17 protein-coding genes, 1 tRNA gene and 1 pseudogene are annotated in these 18,849 nt (G+C 59.6%); 16 read left to right on the top strand and 3 right to left on the bottom strand.

The genetic code is table 11. The annotated features are described in order from the left end of the window. Positions 1-94: 94 nt before the first annotated feature. From plsX to BLU28_RS17630, 14 genes and pseudogenes are all read left to right on the top strand, one after another. Complete coding sequence (gene plsX / locus BLU28_RS17695; RefSeq protein ID WP_004441191.1) at positions 95-1,156, top strand: phosphate acyltransferase PlsX; 1,062 nt, start codon at positions 95-97, stop codon at positions 1,154-1,156. A gap of 4 nt (positions 1,157-1,160) precedes the next feature. Then, positions 1,161-2,132, top strand: coding sequence for a beta-ketoacyl-ACP synthase III (locus BLU28_RS17690; protein ID WP_006697941.1), 972 nt, complete (start codon positions 1,161-1,163; stop codon positions 2,130-2,132). 243 nt (positions 2,133-2,375) lie between these two features. Then, on the top strand, positions 2,376-2,714 hold the full coding sequence (locus BLU28_RS17685) for an integration host factor subunit alpha (protein WP_006697942.1): 339 nt from the start codon (positions 2,376-2,378) through the stop codon (positions 2,712-2,714). 276 nt (positions 2,715-2,990) lie between these two features. Beyond that, positions 2,991-3,524 carry a MerR family transcriptional regulator gene (locus BLU28_RS17680; RefSeq protein WP_004441196.1) on the top strand — a complete coding sequence of 178 codons (534 nt, stop codon included), beginning with the start codon at positions 2,991-2,993 and terminating at the stop codon, positions 3,522-3,524. Between the two features lie 84 nt (positions 3,525-3,608). Next, positions 3,609-4,337 carry a thermonuclease family protein gene (locus BLU28_RS17675; protein WP_004441197.1) on the top strand — a complete coding sequence of 243 codons (729 nt, stop codon included), beginning with the start codon at positions 3,609-3,611 and terminating at the stop codon, positions 4,335-4,337. A 136-nt stretch (positions 4,338-4,473) separates the two neighbouring features. Next, positions 4,474-4,559 (top strand) — tRNA-Leu (locus tag BLU28_RS17670). A gap of 239 nt (positions 4,560-4,798) precedes the next feature. Beyond that, positions 4,799-7,303 carry a heavy metal translocating P-type ATPase gene (locus tag BLU28_RS17665; RefSeq protein ID WP_168247126.1) on the top strand — a complete coding sequence of 835 codons (2,505 nt, stop codon included), beginning with the start codon at positions 4,799-4,801 and terminating at the stop codon, positions 7,301-7,303. 11 nt (positions 7,304-7,314) lie between these two features. Beyond that, positions 7,315-7,614 (top strand): annotated as a pseudogene (locus tag BLU28_RS17660) (2Fe-2S iron-sulfur cluster-binding protein); the annotation flags it as partial. A 47-nt stretch (positions 7,615-7,661) separates the two neighbouring features. After that, positions 7,662-8,150 carry a Cu(I)-responsive transcriptional regulator gene (gene cueR / locus BLU28_RS17655; RefSeq protein ID WP_045534242.1) on the top strand — a complete coding sequence of 163 codons (489 nt, stop codon included), beginning with the start codon at positions 7,662-7,664 and terminating at the stop codon, positions 8,148-8,150. 67 nt (positions 8,151-8,217) lie between these two features. Next, on the top strand, positions 8,218-9,162 hold the full coding sequence (locus BLU28_RS17650) for an ABC transporter permease (protein WP_004441204.1): 945 nt from the start codon (positions 8,218-8,220) through the stop codon (positions 9,160-9,162). After that, positions 9,152-10,051 carry an ABC transporter permease gene (locus tag BLU28_RS17645; protein ID WP_022555995.1) on the top strand — a complete coding sequence of 300 codons (900 nt, stop codon included), beginning with the start codon at positions 9,152-9,154 and terminating at the stop codon, positions 10,049-10,051. Before BLU28_RS17650 ends, BLU28_RS17645 begins: the two co-directional genes overlap by 11 nt. Positions 10,052-10,190: 139 nt before the next feature. Next, positions 10,191-11,258 carry an ABC transporter ATP-binding protein gene (locus BLU28_RS17640; RefSeq protein WP_045534244.1) on the top strand — a complete coding sequence of 356 codons (1,068 nt, stop codon included), beginning with the start codon at positions 10,191-10,193 and terminating at the stop codon, positions 11,256-11,258. Between the two features lie 11 nt (positions 11,259-11,269). Beyond that, entirely contained in the window at positions 11,270-12,280 is a 1,011-nt protein-coding gene (locus BLU28_RS17635) for an ABC transporter ATP-binding protein (protein ID WP_077987791.1), read from the top strand. A 230-nt stretch (positions 12,281-12,510) separates the two neighbouring features. Next, on the top strand, positions 12,511-14,004 hold the full coding sequence (locus BLU28_RS17630) for an ABC transporter substrate-binding protein (RefSeq protein ID WP_077987792.1): 1,494 nt from the start codon (positions 12,511-12,513) through the stop codon (positions 14,002-14,004). A 391-nt stretch (positions 14,005-14,395) separates the two neighbouring features. Here the strand turns inward: BLU28_RS17630 and BLU28_RS17625 are convergent, their stop codons facing one another. Together BLU28_RS17625 and BLU28_RS17620 are read right to left on the bottom strand one after the other, a co-directional pair. Further along, positions 14,396-14,650 (bottom strand): heavy-metal-associated domain-containing protein, encoded by a 255-nt coding sequence (locus BLU28_RS17625; RefSeq protein ID WP_004441212.1) that lies wholly within the window; start codon positions 14,648-14,650, stop codon positions 14,396-14,398. A gap of 96 nt (positions 14,651-14,746) precedes the next feature. Beyond that, a complete protein-coding gene (locus BLU28_RS17620) occupies positions 14,747-16,204 on the bottom strand; it encodes a TrkH family potassium uptake protein (protein WP_035207806.1) in 1,458 nt (485 codons plus the stop codon). An 80-nt stretch (positions 16,205-16,284) separates the two neighbouring features. Here BLU28_RS17620 and ilvA point away from each other — a divergent pair, with 80 nt between their 5' ends. After that, a complete protein-coding gene (gene ilvA / locus BLU28_RS17615; protein WP_077987793.1) occupies positions 16,285-17,559 on the top strand; it encodes a threonine ammonia-lyase in 1,275 nt (424 codons plus the stop codon). 70 nt (positions 17,560-17,629) lie between these two features. Next, entirely contained in the window at positions 17,630-17,941 is a 312-nt protein-coding gene (locus BLU28_RS17610; RefSeq protein ID WP_004441218.1) for an HlyU family transcriptional regulator, read from the top strand. 190 nt (positions 17,942-18,131) lie between these two features. On the opposite strand, the gene BLU28_RS17605 is transcribed toward BLU28_RS17610, so the two are convergent. Beyond that, complete coding sequence (locus tag BLU28_RS17605) at positions 18,132-18,749, bottom strand: FMN-dependent NADH-azoreductase (protein ID WP_004441220.1); 618 nt, start codon at positions 18,747-18,749, stop codon at positions 18,132-18,134. Positions 18,750-18,849 lie beyond the last annotated feature (100 nt).

Genomic DNA, 18,849 nt, shown 5'->3' with positions numbered 1-18,849 from the left:
AGCCGGGCTGAAATAATTTTATTGTAACGAAGGCCGGAAAAGGTATTTTCGCGCAAAATCCGCTTGATTGGCGGCAAGTAAGGATAAGGGACGAGTGATCAGAATTGCAATTGACGTCATGGGCGGCGATTTCGGCCCAGATGTTGCCATCCCGGGTGCCGCCAAGGCGCTCGAACGGCACAACGATGTAACTTTTCTGCTCTACGGGCAGAAGAGCAAATGCGACCCCATTCTGGCACAATATCCCGCACTTCGGGAAAAGTCGGTCTTTCACGATTGTGAAGTCTCTGTCAGCATGGACGAGAAGCCCAGCCAGGCGCTGCGCCGCGGCCGCTACGTCTCCAGCATGTGGCGCGCCATCGAGGCCGTGAAACTCGGCGAGGCTGACGTCGCCGTTTCCGCCGGCAATACCGGTGCGCTGATGGCCATGGCGAAATTCTGTCTGCGCACCATGGCGCGGGTGGAGCGCCCGGCAATCGCCGGTATCTGGCCGACACTGAAGGGCGAAAGCATCGTGCTCGACATAGGCGCGACGATCGGCGCCGACTCCCAGCAGCTTCTGGATTTCGCCCTGATGGGCGGCGCCATGGCGCGCGCGCTCTTCGATATCGACCGTCCGACGGTCGGCCTGCTCAATGTCGGCGTCGAGGAGGTGAAGGGTCAGGAAGAGGTTCGCGAGGCCGGACGGCTGATCCGCGAGGCAGATCTCGGCACCATCGATTATCGCGGTTTCGTTGAGGGTGACGATATCGGCAAGGGCACGGTGGATGTCGTGGTGACCGAAGGTTTCACCGGCAATATCGCGCTGAAGGCGGCCGAAGGCACCGCCCGCCAGATCAGCACGTTGCTGCGTGAGGCGATCTCCCGCAGCTTCTTCGCCAAGATCGGTTATGTTCTCGCAAAGAGCGCCTTCGACGTGCTGCGTGAAAAGATGGATCCGCGCAAGGTCAATGGCGGCGTGTTTCTCGGCCTGAACGGCATTGTCATCAAGAGCCATGGCGGTACGGATGCCATCGGTTTTGCTTCCGCCGTCGATGTCGGCTACGACATGGTTCATAACGGCCTGACGGCCAAGATAGAAAACGATCTCAAGATTTACCACGCAAGACGGCTTCCGCCCCCGGCGCCCGAAGCACTCGTGGCTGACGAGGAATAACGGAATGATCCGCTCTATAGTTCGTGGTTTCGGGGCAGCGCTGCCGAAGCGTGTGATGACCAACAGTGAAATCGAAGGCGTCGTGGAGACGTCAGACGAATGGATCGTGCAGCGAACCGGCATCAAGCAGCGCTACATCGCCGGCGAAGGTGAAACCACCGCGTCTCTCGGCGAAGCGGCGGCGCGTGCGGCTCTCGACAATGCCGGTCTGACGCCCGACGATATCGATCTCATCATCCTGGCCACCTCGACGCCGGATAACACCTTCCCCGCGACGGCAGTGAACATCCAGAACCGCCTCGGCATGACCCACGGCTTCGCCTTCGACATGCAGGCTGTCTGCTCCGGCTTTGTCTATGCCGTCTCTACCGCCGACCTCTATATTCGCGGCGGCATGGCCAAGCGCGTTCTCGTAATCGGCTCCGAGACCTTTTCGCGCATTCTTGACTGGAAGGACCGCACCACCTGCGTTCTCTTCGGCGATGGCGCCGGGGCGCTTGTTCTGGAAGCTGGGGAAGGCGAGGGTACCTCTGCCGATCGCGGTATCCTGACGGCACAGCTGCGTTCCGACGGTTCGCACAAGGAAAAGCTCTATGTCGATGGCGGGCCCTCAACAACGGGCACGGTCGGTCATCTGCGCATGGAAGGCCGCGAAGTGTTCAAACACGCCGTCGGCATGATCACCGACGTGATCGAGCAGGCATTCGAAGCCACGGGCACCACGGCAGACGATCTGGACTGGCTCGTTCCGCATCAGGCCAACAAGCGCATCATCGACGGATCGGCGAAAAAGCTCAACATCGACCCGGAAAAGGTCGTCATTACCGTCGATCAGCATGGCAATACCTCCGCGGCCTCCATTCCGCTGGCGCTTGCCGTTGCCGCAGGCGATGGCCGCATCAAGAAGGGCGATCTTGTCATGCTGGAGGCCATGGGCGGCGGTTTCACCTGGGGTGCGGTGTTGCTGCGCTGGTAAAGGCGCGATTTCAGCGTTTGCCGGGGCGGTGAAGCGAAATCCGCTGTGATTTTCGCGCTCACGCCCCGATAAGGCGCGTCTTGACGGCTCGGCCTGTGTCAAAACCGTATCAGTTGCTCTAAGCCCTTGCAGCGATTGCCGAAAGCCGCAAATGAATCTGGAACAGTCCCTTGACCGGCCGCCACAAGGGAAATAATCTCGGCGTCTCCTAGAGAAGAATTCAGACACGGTTTGTGGGGAAAAATGGCCGGGAAGACAGTGACACGCGCAGATCTTGCAGAATCTGTGTTTCGTAAAGTCGGGCTGTCCCGCACCGAATCCGCTGAGCTGGTCGAAACGATTATCGACGAAATATGCAACGCGATCACCCGCGGCGAAGTCGTCAAGCTCTCCTCTTTCGCGACGTTTCAGATCAGGGAAAAGAACGAGCGCATTGGCCGCAACCCGAAGACGGGGGAGGAAGTTCCGATTTCCCCACGTCGCGTCATGACCTTCAAGGCTTCGAATGTATTGAAGCAGCGCATTCTGAAAGCGCATACCGCTCGTAAAGCCAAGCAGAAGGGCCAGAAGTCCGGTACGTAAGCCTGCGCGCGAAGCAGCGCCATGGCGCGGTTTTGCGCCTCCGTAAGCCCTTTTTCCCATTCTTCCTGTGAACATGCTTGAATTTCAACGCGCAAGCCGTTGAAATCCGGTCGACTCACATCATAATCAATTTTAGTGATTTGTATCCTGCCGCAACCGGTGTTGGCGCGAAGGTCGGACCTGACCTTGCGTGATATGCGGGCCGGCGGGTGAAAAGCGTTCTCGTTCAGTGTCCGGCCGGATGCATGGCGCTCCGGTTCGGATGGGAGTGGAAATTTGGATAAAAGCCCCGACGCGTTTCGGACGATCAGTGAAGTGGCGGATGAGCTGAACCTGCCGCAGCATGTGCTGCGTTTCTGGGAAACGCGCTTTCCGCAGATCAAGCCGATGAAACGGGGCGGGGGCCGCCGTTATTACCGCCCTGATGACATCGACCTGCTGAAAGGCATACGCCATCTTCTTTATGACCATGGCTACACTATCAAGGGCGTGCAGAAGCTGCTGAAAGCCAATGGCAACCGCTTCGTGGCTGCCATTGCCTCCGGTGATCTCGCGACCATGGAAGCCATCATGGCGGCGAGCGGCGAAAAGGAAGTCAACGAGCCGCGGGTTATCGATACCGATGGCGATGAGGTCGTCGGCCGTCCGAAGGCGAAGCCAAGCGGCCGGTTTTTCGGTTTTGGCGGTGGCGGCAGCGACGCTGAAATATCGGTGGGCAAGTCCGGCATTGGCAAGGATGACCAGGCGCTTTTGCAGGAGGCCCTGTTTGATCTGCTCGAATGCAAGCGCCTGCTGGATCAGGTTCGCTAAACCTTTTCCACAGCTGTTTCGGGACGCCAACCTTTCAGAAACCCCTTTGGCCGATAATGCGGCTCCGTAAAAAGGAGTCCGACCGTGAGCAACCGAAAATCGACAGCGCGACGCCGCACGGCGAAGAAATCGAGTGGCGGTAGCGTTTGGCCCTGGGTGCTGATGCTGGGTGTGGTTGCCGGCGGCATTCAGGCCTACGAACATCGCGATAGTCTTTTGCCGCAGCGGGCTGTTGCAAAGGCGACGTCTTCGGCAGCCAACGCTCCTAAAGTCACGACGGCGGCCAAGCGCGAGGCGGTTACCTCCGAGAAAGTCGCGGCCATGCGCCCTGCTGCCCCCGTCCTGCCCGGCAACGCACCGGTTCCGCCACGCCCCATCGCCATGCCGCCTACGGCCTCTCAGAACAAGGTCGCAGCTATCCTGCCGGAAACCCGCCCGTCAGTCGAAAAGGTCTCGCTCGGCGAAAAAAGCGGAACTTTTGCCTTTTGCGGCCGCTCCGGCCTCAACAATTGTGTGGCCGATGGCAACACCTTCTGGATGAAGGGCGTCAAAATGCAGCTCGCCGGCATCGAGGTTCCGCAGATCGACCGGGCGCGCTGCATGGAAGAACGCCAGCGCGGTTTCATTGCGAAAGTCAGGCTTCGCGAAATGCTGAACGCCGGCGCCTTCGATGTCGCATCTACCGGTGCTGCGGGCGGGCAAGCTACGGAACGGACACGCCTTTCGCGTTCAGGCGTCTCCTTCGCCGATCAGCTCGTGCGCGAAGGTCTGGCCCATCCGCTCTCGGGAAAAAATCAGTCCTGGTGTGGCTGAGGCCCCGTTGACCGAAACGGCCCGGACTGTGTAGATGAGGCGCGGTCGTGTTTAAGGTCGGCCTTTGCGCCGGCCACCTGAACGATGACAGCATTTTTGCAGCGACTTGACCCCAAACGGTTCATGGCGCCGCAATGCGGACGTGGCGAAATCGGTAGACGCAGCAGACTTAAAATCTGCCGACCATTGGTCTTGCGGGTTCAAGTCCCGCCGTCCGCACCATAACCCCGATTAAATTTTCTTTTTTGCTTCCCTGCGGTTTCCCGGCGTCTGGGAGGATTTTATGCCGAATTTTCCAGGTTTTCGGCATGGTTGGCGCTGAGATCCGCAGGATTGCCTTAAAAGTGTGCTTGATCACGCAGGCGGCATTTTTCCGTTGAAATCACCCGAAAGAACCTATTGACCTTGCCACGATGGGAAGCCCTATCTTTTTTTTAAATGAGAAAAGAGGGGTCATACGCATGTCACAAATGGAGATCCGGGCGAGCCATCAGATTGCGATCGATGGCATGACATGCGCCTCCTGCGTCGGCCGCGTTGAAAAGGCGATCGCCAGGGTACCCGGGGTTCTCAAGGCTTCGGTCAATCTTGCGACGGAACGCGCTGACATCTCTTTTTCCGGATCGCCCGACGTGCCGGCCGTGATCGCGGCGGTGCGGAATGCCGGCTATGGGGTCGAAGAAAGAACCATAGAGCTTGATATTCAGGGCATGACATGCGCCTCCTGTGTGGGCCGTGTTGAAAAGGCCCTGAAGGCTGTTTCCGGTGTTTCGGAAGCGAGCGTCAACCTGACGACCGAGCGCGCCACCATCCGCGTCGCCGGCAATGCCGCTTCTACCGCCACCTTGGGGGAGGCGATCAGACGGGCGGGTTACACGGCGAAGGAAATCGTCGCCGACAGGGCCGGCGAAGTGGAGCAGGACCGACGCGCCGTGGAGTTGCGCAGCCTGAAAATCAACCTGGTCGTGGCCGCTGCTTTGACCCTGCCAGTCTTCGTTCTTGAAATGGGCTCGCATCTTGTCCCCGCGATCCACGACATCGTGATGGAAACGGTCGGCATGCGGGAAAGCTGGTATCTGCAATTCGTTCTGACGACGCTGGTACTCTTTGGACCGGGTCTGCGTTTCTTCAAAAAAGGCGTACCCGCACTTCTGCGGCTCGCGCCGGATATGAACTCGCTTGTCGTGTTGGGCACCGCCGCCGCCTGGGGATTTTCGGTTGTCGCAACCTTCCTGCCCGAAATATTGCCGCGCGGCACGGCGAATGTCTATTACGAGGCCGCTGCTGTCATCGTCACGCTCATCCTCCTTGGCCGGTTCCTTGAAGCGCGCGCCAAAGGCCGCACCAGCGAGGCGATAAAGCGATTGCTCGGGTTGCAGGCCAAGTCGGCGCGGGTGTTACGCGACGGCGAAACCGTGGATGTGCCGTTGCAGGATGTGCGCGCCGGTGATGTGATCATTGTCCGTCCTGGCGAGAAAGTGCCGGTCGATGGCGTGATCCTCAGTGGCTCGTCCTATGTCGATGAATCAATGATAACCGGCGAACCCGTTCCGGTTACGAAAACGGCGGGTTCCGAGGTCGTGGGCGGTACGGTGAACCGCAACGGCTCTTTCACCTTCCGCGCCACCAAGGTGGGTGCCGATACGCTGATCGCCCAGATCATCCGCATGGTCGAGGAAGCACAGGCCGACAAGCTGCCCATTCAGGCGCTGGTCGACAAGGTCACCAACTGGTTCGTGCCGGCGGTGATGCTGGCCGCAGCCGCCACCTTCCTCGTGTGGTTCTTCTTCGGCCCGGATCCGGCTCTGACCTTCGCGCTCGTCAATGCGGTTGCGGTTCTCATCATCGCCTGTCCCTGTGCCATGGGCCTTGCCACGCCTACCTCGATCATGGTCGGCACTGGCCGCGCCGCCGAGATGGGCGTGCTGTTCCGGCGCGGCGATGCGTTGCAGACGCTCCGCGATGCCGAGGTGATCGCCGTCGACAAGACCGGCACGTTGACGCTCGGCAGGCCGAAACTGGTGCATTTTACAACGACCGAGGGCTTCGGTGCCGATGAGGTGCTGCGCCTTGTGGCATCCCTCGAAAGCCGATCCGAACACCCGATTGCGGAGGCGATCGTCGAAGCCGCGAAACATGGCGGCCTGGCGCTTGCCGATGCGGAAGGTTTCGAGGCAACGCCGGGTTTTGGCGTGGCGGCGGTGGTTGAAGGGCGCAGGGTTGAAGCGGGCGCGGACCGGTTCATGGCGAAGCTCGGTTACGATACTGCGATGTTTGCGCATGAAGCAGACCGGCTGGGCAGGGAAGGGCAGTCGCCGCTTTATGCTGCAGTCGACGGCAGGCTGGCCGCGATTATCGCAGTGGCCGATCCGGTGAAGCAGACGACCCCGGAGGCGATCGCGGCGCTGCATGCGCTCGGCCTCAAGGTCACGATGATCACGGGTGACAATCGCCGCACCGCAGAGGCCATCGCCCGTCGCCTCGGCATTGACGAGGTGGTGGCGGAAGTGCTGCCGGACGGCAAGGTGGAAGCCGTCAAAAGGCTTGCCACCGGTGGGCGCCGGGTCGCCTTCGTAGGCGATGGCATCAACGATGCACCGGCGCTTGCGGCAGCCGATGTCGGCCTCGCCATCGGAACGGGCACGGATGTCGCGATTGAGAGCGCCGATGTGGTGCTGATGTCGGGCGATCTGCGCGGTGTGGCCAATGCCATCGCCCTGTCCAAGGCCACGATCCGCAATATCGGCCAGAACCTGTTCTGGGCCTTCGCTTACAACGCCGCGCTCGTTCCCGTGGCGGCCGGAATATTGTATCCTGTCAACGGCGTGTTGCTGTCACCCGTCCTTGCTGCCGGCGCAATGGCACTTTCCAGCGTCTTCGTCCTGACGAACGCGCTGCGCCTGAAAAGCTTCCGTGCGCCGCTCACGGACAGACCCGCGGGCTTGCAGCTCGCAGCAGCGGAATAGGAGGGGACACAATGGCGCTCCCCCGGTCCATCCACTTGCCGCAGATTGATCGCAGCATCGCGGTGGCGGAGGGCGAGACTGTCCTTCAGGCCGCCCTGGCAGCAGGCATCGCTTACCCGCACGGCTGTCGCATGGGCCGCTGTGGGGCCTGCAAGTCGAGGCTGATCTCCGGTGAGGTCGACCTTCTCAAGCACACGCCTTTTTCGCTGACTGAGGAAGAGAAAGCAGATGGCCTGACGCTTGCATGCCGAGCCATACCATTAAGCGACGTGGCGATCGGCTGGCTGAATGGCGCTGACGCGCTCTCCGACAGTGATGCAGATCTGTTGTCCACCCCGGAAAGATAGGAGCAGGATCCATGAACATCGGCACAGCCGCTACCGCATCCGGCGTTTCTGCAAAGATGATCAGACATTACGAGACGATCGGCCTGATCAAATCGGCGACCCGCACCGATTCCGGCTACCGGGTCTATACGGCCAATGATCTGGAAACACTGCGCTTTATAAGGCGCGGCCGCGACCTCGGTTTTTCAATCGAAAAGATAAGGCAGCTCATGACCTTGTGGCGTGATCCCGGCGGCGCCTCCTGCGACGTCAAACGCATCGTCATGGAACACGTCGTCGATCTCGAAGCCAAGATGCAAACGCTTCGCGACATGGCCGATACGCTCCGCCATCTGGCGACCTATTGCCCGGATAATGGCGAGCCGGAGTGTCCGATCATTCAGGATCTGGCACAATCGGAAGATCCCGATTTCATCCCGGCGGCGGTGGTGCCGAAACGGTCGGGCATGTTGAAGGGCACGTCCGGCCCGGTAGCGGAACTACAGCGCCTTGCGAAATGAGCGGCCGTTCCAATCGTGGACGTCGTCGATTGCGGTAAAAATGCCAATGCGGTGAAGGAGATCAGCCATGTGGATACAGATATTACAGCGGTTCCTTATCCTGTGCCTGATGTTGGCGATCGTCTCCGTCATCGCGTTTCTTTTGCCCTATATGGCCGGTGGCGATCCGGCCCGTACCATCCTGTTTTCGCGCATGCGCGATACGGCGCTTGATCCACACGCCGTTGAAGCGCTGAGAACCAGCCTCGGGCTCGACCGTCCGCTCTATGTGCAATATTTCGCCTGGCTGTCGAACGCGTTACGCGGTGACCTTGGCTTCTCCTTCACCAGCAGCCAACCCGTCGCCGGTGAGCTTTTGCGTTCCCTCGGCGTGTCGGTGACACTGGCGCTGACGGCGCTGGCAATAGCGGTGGCCGTTGCCCTGCCGCTCGGCACGCTGGCCGCAATGCGTCCCGGCGGACGGCTGGACAATTTCGCGACGCTGATGATCCAGACCTTCGTCGCCACGCCCGAATACTGGTTCGCGCCCATGTCTGCGCTCGTCTTTGCCCTCTATCTTGGCTGGCTGCCCTCCGCGGGATGGGACAGCTGGCGTTCGCTGGTCCTTCCTGCGCTGACGCTGACCCTGCGACCGCTCGCCTATTTCACGCAGGTGACGCGCGCGGCGATGGCCGAAGTTTTACGCGCCCCTTATATCACGGCGGCGCGCAGCCGCGGGCTGGGCATGCATGGCACGGTCATGCGGCACGGCATCCGCAACGGCTCGCTTCCGGTAGTCACGTTTTTTGCCCTGTGGCTTGCGGGGCTGCTGGGCGGATCGGTGGTGGTGGAGGTGATCTTCGCCATCCCCGGAATGGGTCGGCTTCTCTACGATGCGGTGGTCAACCGCGACATCCCGATGCTGCAGGGCGGCTTCATCTGCATCGTCGCGCTTTCCATCCTGATCAATACCCTGGCCGACAGCTTCTATGTCCTGATCAATCCGGCAATGCGAGGTCGCCATGACCATTAGTCACTTTCCACAGGCTGCCGCCATGACGATGACCGCGCCCAGACGCCCCTCGACACTCAACCGGTTCACGGATTTCATTCGCCGGCGGCACTGGACCTTCTATGCGGGATCGGCGATCTTTCTCGCCATCATCCTGCTGCTCATCATTGCGCCGTGGATTTCGCCTTATAATCCGGCGCAGCAGAACCTTCGCCTGCGGCTGAACGCGCCGAGCGCCGCCCATTGGCTCGGAACGGACCATCTGGGGCGTGATGTGCTCAGCCGTCTGCTCATAGGCGGCCGTTTCACGGTCACCATCGCCGCGATCACCGTCATTCTCTCGGTCGTGATAGGAGCCTTGATCGGCATCGTCAGCGGCCGCAGCCGCGGCATAGTCGATCAGATTTTGATGCGCATCGTGGACCTGCTCATAGCCATACCAGATGTCGTGATCGCGATTTTCCTCGTCGCCATCTTCGGGCCCGGATACGGCACACTGATCGCCTCGCTGACCATCGTTGGCTGGACGCCTTTCGCACGGCTGGCACGGGGACTGACGCTTTCGATCAATTCCCGTGAATATATCCGCGCGGCAGAGGTGCTTGGATGTACGCGGAGCTTCATCATCTTCCGGCATATTATTCCCAACACGATCTGGCCCATTGCCGCTGTCGCGTTCCTGCGGTTCGGCCACAAGCTGATCACGGTGGGCGGACTGTCATTTCTGGGGCTCGGCGTACAGCCGCCGGCCGCCGACTGGGCGCTGATGCTGTCCGATGCGCAGGCCTACGCCGAACGCATGCCCGTTCTGGTTATCGCACCGGGTCTGGCGATTTTCCTGGCGGCGCTCAGCGTGACCTGGATCGGCCATGGCCTCAACCTTGAAACCAAGAAAACGAGCGGTCATTGACGCCCGCGAAGGGGCAATGGTCGATTTGACTGCCGTCAAACATAGATGACGCCACGGACAATGAAGGAGAGTAATATCGTCTGAAGCCGCATGAAAATCCGTAAATGCCTCCGATTCAATAAAAATAAGGGGAACTCTTATGAATATCGAAGGACACACCCATGCCAGCACGGCCATGTCTTCCGAATGCGCACCGCTTCTGGAAATTGAGGACCTGCACGTTTCGGTGCCGGCGCAACATGGCCGGAAATTCGTCATCTCCGGGCTGACGCTTTCCGTCAATGCCGGGGAAGTTGTCGCTCTCGTCGGCGAGTCCGGATCCGGCAAGAGCATGACGGCGCTATCGCTGATGCGGCTCCTGCCACAGGGTGCGGAAATCAACTCCGGCCGAATTTCCTTTGCCGGGCGTGATATTCTCGCCCTGTCATCCGCCGAACTCGACGCGTTGCGCGGCGCAGATATCGGCATGCTGTTTCAGCAGCCACAGGCCATGCTGGATCCCACCAGCCGGGTGAGGACGCAGGTTGCCGAACCGCTATGGGTCCATCGCAAGATGAGCCGGCACGCCGCTCTCAATCGGGTCGTCGGCCTTCTGTCCGATGTCGGTATTCCCGATCCGTCTGCACGGGCGCAATGCTTCGCGCACGAACTTTCCGGCGGCATGGCGCAACGTGTCATGATCGCCGCAGCACTCTCGGGCAATCCGCAACTGCTGATCGCCGACGAGCCGACGACAGCGCTCGATGTCACCGTTCAGGCACAGATATTGCGCCTGCTCGATGACGAGCGCCGCAAGCGCCGGCTGGCCACGCTGCTCATCACCCATGATCTTTCGGTTGTCGCCGCATTCGCGGACCGGATCGCGGTCATGTATGCCGGCCGCATCGTGGAGGAAGGGCCCACCCAGGCGATCCTCAAGGCGCCGCAGCATCCCTATACCAAGGCGCTCATCAGCTGCTCGCTTCTGACCACTGACGGCGAGGGGCAGTTGCTGACAATCCCCGGCTCCAGTTCGCAGGCCCACGACATGTCCTGCGGCTGCCGGTTTCACCCGCGCTGCGCGCTCGCCAAATCCGCCGGCATGGGCAGCCGCTGCATGGCAGCCGAACCGAATCTGAATGCCCTGCCGGAAGGACGCAAGGCCCGGTGCTGGGCAGTCGGTGACGAGCAGGTCAACCATGATCATGCTGGCCACGCAATGTGCTGAAGGAGGTGACGATGTTATCGCCAACGATGAAACAGGCCACGCCATCGGCCGGCAGCGACAGCCGACCCTATGTGATTGCCAAAAATCTTTGCAAATATTACCCCATATCAGGCTTTGGTCACCGGGTGGTGAAATCCGTTGACGACGTGTCGCTGACGATCGGCGAAGGCGAGGTTCTGGGCCTCGTCGGCGAATCCGGCTGCGGCAAAAGCACCGTCGCCGGATTGATAACGCGGCTGACGAACGCGACGAAAGGCGAGGTCAGCATCGGTAATCATAATATACTGCAAATCCAGGGCGAAGAGCTTCGGCGGATGCGTCGGGTCGTGCAACTGGTGTTTCAGGATCCCTATTCGGCACTCGATCCCCGTATGCGCATCGGGCAAAGCATGGAAGCACCGCTTGCCCAGCACGGCATCGGCTCTCGCGAGGAACGCGCGACGCGGGTTTTCCGGATGCTGGAGGAGGTCGGTCTTGATGCCTCATTTTACGATCGTTATCCCAGCCAGTGTTCCGGCGGGCAACTGCAGCGCGTCGTCATAGGGCGCGCACTTCTTCTCAATCCGAGTTTCCTCGTTTGCGATGAGCCGACATCGGCACTCGACGCCTCCATGCGCACGCAGATACTGAACCTCCTGATGGACATGAAGCGTCGCCACGGTTTGACGGTTCTGATGATTTCCCATGACCTGCGTGTGGTGCGTTATCTGTGCGATCGCATCGCGGTAATGTATCTCGGGCGCGTCGTTGAAATCGCTGACCGTGAAGAGCTTTTCCGGGCGCCGAAGCATCCCTACACCAAGGCCCTCATTGCATCGTCGATGCTGGACGAGACGGGGTTGTATGCACCGGAAATGCTCCTGGACGGTGATCTGCCGAGCCCTCTCAATCCTCCCGACGGATGCAAATTCCACACGCGCTGCAAATACGCGACCGCAATATGCGGAGAGGTAGAACCCGTTCTGGAAGGCGTTTCCGGCGAGCATTTCGCGCGTTGCCACCACTGGCAGGAACTGGGTTGAAGGACGACGCAGCTACAGTTCTCTGATGCTGTAAAAACAGATGAATTGTGTGTTTGAAGCTTAATATCGGAATAAAATTCCGAGTATAAAACGTAAAATAGATGATATTCGAATGGATAATCGAAAGATATCCATAGGGTATTATTGTTGTAATTTTATGGAATAAGCGAATTTTCGAGAATATGTAAGAGATGTGAGCGTTGTCATCAAAAATAAAAGGGGAATCTTCTATGATGAAGCACGCACTTTTGGCGACGTGCGCCGTTGTTGTCTCATTCGGGGCACATGCGGCGACAGCCGGAACGATCACCTATGACGATTATACCGGCGTCAAGACCGGCTGGCAGATGGCTTCCGACGATGCCTATCTCGGCTCGCGGGCGGGATGTTTCGAAAGTCTGGTTCGTGTCGGTTATGACGCGACACTGGAGCCTGGCCTTGCCGAATCCTGGACGCAGACCGCGCCGAAGGTCTGGGAATTCAAGCTGCGCAAGGGTGTGAAATTCCAGAATGGTGAGCCGCTCAATGCCGCAGCCGCGGTGAATGCACTCACCAATCTTCTGAAAGCGCCTGTTCCGGCGCGCGCCTTCTCGCCCAAGCTGATCGCCGCTGTTGATGCCGATGGTGACGATATCGTGAAGATCACGACCATCGAGCCATCGGTGCTGCTGCCGGCGCAAATGGGAAGTCCGGCAACGTCGATCCTCGCGCCTTCAGCCTATAAGGAGGGCAAGGTCGATCCGATCGGAACCTGCACCGGACCCTTCAAGATTACCAAGGTCGATGCCAACCAATATATGGAGCTGACCGCAAACCATGACTATTGGGCCGGTATGCCGAAGCTTTCGGGCGGCCGCGTGAACTTCATCCCGGACGCCGATACGCGCGCCACCCAGATAAGAAGCGGTGAAGTGCAGATTTCGCGCATGATCCCACCCTGGACGGTGAAGACCGTTGAAGCGGCCAAGGGCGTCAAGGTTGCGCCGATCACCGTGCCGCGGATCACCGAAATGCTGCTCAATAATTCAAAGGCGCCTTTCAAGGATATCAAGGTTCGGCAGGCGATCCGGGCTGCCATCGATACCGCCGGTATTGCCGACAGCATCTATGAAGGCGTGGTAAAGCCCGCAACGATGCCCTTCGCACCGGCTGAGCCGTGGGCGCCGCAAGACGTCATACCCGCTTATGACCTGGAGAAGGCAAAGGCTCTGCTGAAAGAGGCCGGAGTTGCTCCCGGCAGCCTGAAGTTGACGCTTCTCGCCTACACGGAAAGAACCGAACTCAAGGATGTTGCCGCCGTTATCCAGGCCCAATTGCAGGAAATCGGCATCAAGGTCGATGTTCGCGTTGCCGATTACACAGCGATCGAGCCCGATCTCCTGTCCGGCAACTTCGACATGGTTCTTCTGTCGCGCGGTTACGCCACTGACGTTGCAGAGCCGATCGGTTTCCTGAACGCCGACTACACCTGCACAGGCGGTTACAACATCTCGCATTATTGCAGCGAAGAGACGGACAAGCTGATCAAATCGGCCTATGCGGTGGCCGAGCCGGCCAAGCGTTACGCCATCTATGCCGAGGCGGCGAAGAGGGTTTACGATGAAGCGGTCACCGTCTACCTCATCCACGAGACGGCTTTCGACGCCTATTCGGACAAGGTCGAGAACTTCAAGCCGCATCCGATCAACTACTTCATCATGACCAAGGATCTGGCGGTGAAATAAGCCAACGTGACATTGCTGACGAGGTGTGGCCCGGTTCGCAAGAGCCGGGTCTCTTTTATGAGAAGGCCCCTGAACCTCTCCGCCGTCATTCCGGCCCTGTGCCGGAATCCAGCCAGCCCAGGTCCTTGGACTGAAAGGAGTCTTCCCGCCGTGCAGACGCACGTCAGCTGGATTCCGGCTCAGGGCCGGAACGACGGAGGAGGGCGGATTCGATTCATTAAGCTGGGGAAACCTCCTCCGTCACCCTTGATTGAAAGGGAGAGGGCGTTTGCCGTCCGGGAGGAGAGAGGGATGGATGCCGTCCAAACCCGTCACACAATTCGGCGCGAAGCGGGGCAGGCAGTGCGATCCGGCGGCGGCTGTATGAAAGCGCCGCCGGTATCTCGTCTGATCAGGCGCGTGCTTCCGGTGTGTATCCAGCCGCGGTGATGATTTCTGCGATACGTGCCGCATCGGAGATGCCGCCAACCACCACTGTGCGGCTTGCCGGATCGGCATGTACGGCAGCGCCGGGAACGGTCTTTTCGATCGCACCCTTGATCACACCGGCGCAGTGCCCGCAGGTCATGTCTTCAACGTGGAAAGAAAGGTCGGCATTGACAGGTGCGGCAGTGGTTTCCGGGTGATGCTGGTGAGCGGTGCACATAGGCGGTTCTCCGTGATTGGGAATTCGTAACAGGGAGAGCCTGGACTATTCCAACGTGGGAAGGTCAAGCGCTTTATTCGCCCAAAGCCAGTGATTTCAGCTCTTCCAGAAAATCGGCATCAGCAGCACCAGAACCGTCAGGATTTCCAGACGCCCCAGCAGCATAAGGATCGACAGGAGATAGAGCGCCGGTTCGCTTATCGTGGAGAAATTGCCTGCCGGGCCGATGATCGGGCCGATGCCGGGGCCGACATTGGCAAGCGAGGTCGCCACAGCCGAGGTGGCGGTGAGGAAATCATAGCCCATCAGGCTCATGGCCAGACTGCCGGCAATCCAAAGTGCGATGAAACAGCTGATGAAGAGAAAGATGGTGCGGATGGTTTCCGGATCGACCACCTGCTGGCCGTAGCGCACGGAATAGACGGCGTTCGGATAGATCAGCTTCTTGAGCCCGGCCCGCGCCACGTTGAAGATGATCAGAAAACGATAGGCCTTGATGCCGCCGGCCGTCGAGCCCGAGCAGCCGCCCATGAAAGTGGCGAAAAAGGCGACGACGACGACGAAGGGCCCCCACAGCGTGTAGTCATCGCTGGCAAAGCCGCCGGTCGACAGGATGGAGGTCATGTTGAAGAAGGAGTGGCTGAGCGCATCATCCAGCGGCACGCCGTTCCTGAAATGGTGGTAGACACCAACGGCAACCGAGATCGCACAGAGGTAGCCGAGGAAGACGGCGATCTGCGGGTCGCGCAGCGTCTCCAGCCGGCGCCGCACGGCGAGCAGGATCATGACCGAGAACGGCAGGCTGCCGAAGATGAGGAAGATGGTGGCGATCCACAGCAGGGCCGTATTGTTGAAATAGGCGAAGGACGCGTCATGGGTGGAGAAGCCGCCCGTCGCAACCGTCGACATGGCATGGTTCAGCGCATCGAAATGCGACATGCCGGCAAAATCATAAGCGATGGTACAGGCGAGCGTCATGACGATGTAGATCGCCACGAAAGCCCGGGTGAAGCTTGCCAGCCGGGCGAAGGGGCGGTCGTTGCCGGTATCGGAGGATTCCATGCGGAAGAAGGTCATGCCGCCGACGCGCAGCAGCGGCAGGATGAAGAGGCCGAGTGCGACAATACCGATGCCGCCGAGCCAGCACAGCAGCGACCGCCACAGGAGAATACCCTGCGGCGCATTGTCGAGACCCGAAATGGCGGTGGATCCGGTCGTCGTGATGGCTGAGACGGACTCGAAAAGCGCCTGGCCCGGCGTCAGGTTGAGTTCGGACAGATAAAGCGGCACTGCACCGACGATGGAAAACACCAGCCAGAGCAGGTTGACGAGCAAAAAGCCGAAACGCTTGTTGAACGAAGCGATCGGCCCGCGCGTGGCGAGCGCGCAGGCAAGCGCGAACCCGCCACACATGAAGCCGGAAAGCGCGAACACCATCCAGTCGTCATTGCCGTAATAAAGATCCGTCAGTGCGGGCAGGAACATGGCCGTGGCGAGATAGAGCCCGAAGATGGACGCTACATATATGACCGAGCGCAGAAGGTTACTGTTCAAGAAATGAAACCCGGAGTTCGTGGCCGCGCTGAAATGAGTCTTTGTCTCGGACGCCTTCCTATGGCATAGCGGGTGCCATTATGAATTTCAATGGATTGACTATCGTGGACAAGCAGCTTGTGGAAGCAGCGCGGCGGGAAGTGCGGGAAATATTCCCGGAAACGCCGCTGCAGTTGAATGAACATCTCAGCCGTCGGTATGGCGCGTCGATTTGGCTGAAGCGTGAGGATCTGTCCCCGGTTCGTTCCTACAAGATTAGAGGCGCATTCAATTTTCTTCGCAAGGCGGTGGCCAAGGCCGGCAAGGGCAAGATTTTCGTCTGTGCTTCGGCTGGAAACCACGCCCAGGGTTTTGCTTTCGCCTGCCGCCATTTCGGCGTTCATGGCGTTGTTTTCATGCCGGTGACCACACCGCAGCAGAAGATCGAAAAGACCCGCATCTTCGGCGGCGAGTTCATCTCCATCCGTCTGGTGGGCGATATATTCGACCAGTGTTACGCTGCTGCCCGCCGGCACGTGCAGGACAATGACGGCTACATGGTGCCGCCGTTCGACCATGAGGATATCATCGAGGGCCAGGCGACGGTTGCCGCCGAGATCATGGACCAGCTCCCTGATGGCACTAAGCCTGACATCGTCGTGATGCCTGTCGGCGGTGGCGGTCTTTCGGCTGGCCTGTCCGGATTTTTGGCCGGGACGGTCCGCAAGGAAAACTTCGTGTTCTGCGAGCCGGAAGGCGCACCGAGCCTGAAGAAAAGCCTCGAACGTGGCGAACCGGTGACGCTGAACAAGATCGATAATTTTGTCGATGGCGCCGCCGTCGCCCGCATCGGCGACCTCAACTTCAAGGCGCTGAAGGATTTCCCGGCCGATCAGGTCCAGCTCATCCCGGAAAATGCCATCTGCGTGACGATCATCGAGATGCTGAATCTCGAAGGCGTGGTGCTGGAGCCCGCAGGCGCGCTCTCGATCGCCGCGCTGGAAAAGCTCGGCCGTGAAAAGCTGGAAGGCAAAACGGTCGTCGCCGTGGTTTCCGGCGGCAATTTCGATTTCGAGCGCCTGCCGGATGTGAAGGAGCGCGCCATGCGTTACACGGGCGTGAAGAAATACTTCATCCTGCGCCTGCCGCAGCGTCCCGGTGCGCTTCGCGATTTCCTCAACCTGCTCGGGCCCGATGATGATATCGCCCGTTTCGAATATCTGAAGAAATCGGCCCGCAACTTCGGCTCGATCCTTATCGGCATCGAAACCAGCGCGAAGGAGAACTTCGCCGGCCTGCTGGAGCGCTTCGAAGCGGCCGGTCTCGGTTATGAGGACATCACCGAAAATGACATCCTGTCAAACCTGATCATCTGATCGGAAGAGGCAGGGAAGGGCGGGTGTCATCCGCCCTTCAAACGTGACACGAATTGAGGGAGTGCAAGCCATGGCATCGTTTTTTTCCAAAATCCTCTCGGCCTTCGGCTCCGGCCAGCCGTCTTCCGACGCCCCGCAGAAGACGGCGCAGGCAGAACCGCATGCGCATGGCGACTATCTGATCTATGCGACCCCGATAAAGGAAGGTGGCCAGTTCCGCCTGGCTGGCCGTATTGAAAAAAAGGCCGGTGACGAGGTGCTGGTGCATGAATTCGTGCGGGCCGACGTCTTCACCAGCCTCGATGATGCGGTGGAGTTCACCATCCGCAAGGCGAAGCTGATTATCGATCAGAACGGCTCATCTCTCTTCCCAGGAAAATGATGACGGCTGCATTGAGTGCCTGAACGCTACGGCCTTCAGGGACGGGCAGTATTTCTGTGCTTTGTTATCTGAATCAGGTGCGTGGCCTACGTGGCAAAGAATAACGGCCGGGACAGGGTCCACGGCCGTTACGGAACGGAGCTCGGTCAATACCCGGCGGTCATGCCGGGATTGCCTTTGAATGAATGCCTCAGGCGGCCTGTGCCAGTTCTTCCACCTTGGCTTCGGCAGCCGCTACAGCCTTCTCGACGGCTTCGGGGCCGAAAGCCAGACCCTCGACGTAGATCACTTCCACATCGGTCATGCCCATGAAGCCGAGAACGGTCTTCAGATAGGGAACGGCATGGTTCATCGAAACGGCCGGGCCTTCGGAGTAAACGCCGGCAGCCGCCAGGACGATGTACACCTTCTTGCCAGTGGCGAGACCGACCGGGCCGGTTTCGGTGTATTTGAAGGTCTGGCCAGCGCGGGCGACGTTGTCGATCCACGACTTCAGGCCGGAATAGATGTTGAAGTTGATGAGGCCGGTGCCGATGACGACGGTGTCGGCGGCCAGAAGCTCTGCAACGAGCTTGTCGGAATAATCGGCTGCAACCGCTTCTTCAGCCGTGCGCTGATCGGGTGCCTTGCGGATTGCGGCTGTCTTGACGGTGTCGAGATGTGGGATCGGGTCAGCTGCGAGATCGCGGTGGACAAGGGTGTTGGAAGCCGACTTGGCCTTCAGCTTGCTGGCGAGCTCACCGGCGAACTTGTTCGAAACCGATTCCTCGCCGCGCGGGCTGGAGGTGATGAGAAGAATGTTGGACATGGTCTTTTCCTTGCATATGCGATGAATTGACGGGCGCCTTGGGAGGGCGGGAGAGCACGATGCCCTGCCTTTGCGCTCTATATGAAAAATTACTGCCATC

Source organism: Agrobacterium pusense (assembly GCF_900102105.1).
Taxonomy (GTDB): Bacteria; Pseudomonadota; Alphaproteobacteria; order Rhizobiales; family Rhizobiaceae; genus Agrobacterium; species Agrobacterium pusense.
This window is presented reverse-complemented; position numbering and strand designations above follow the sequence as displayed.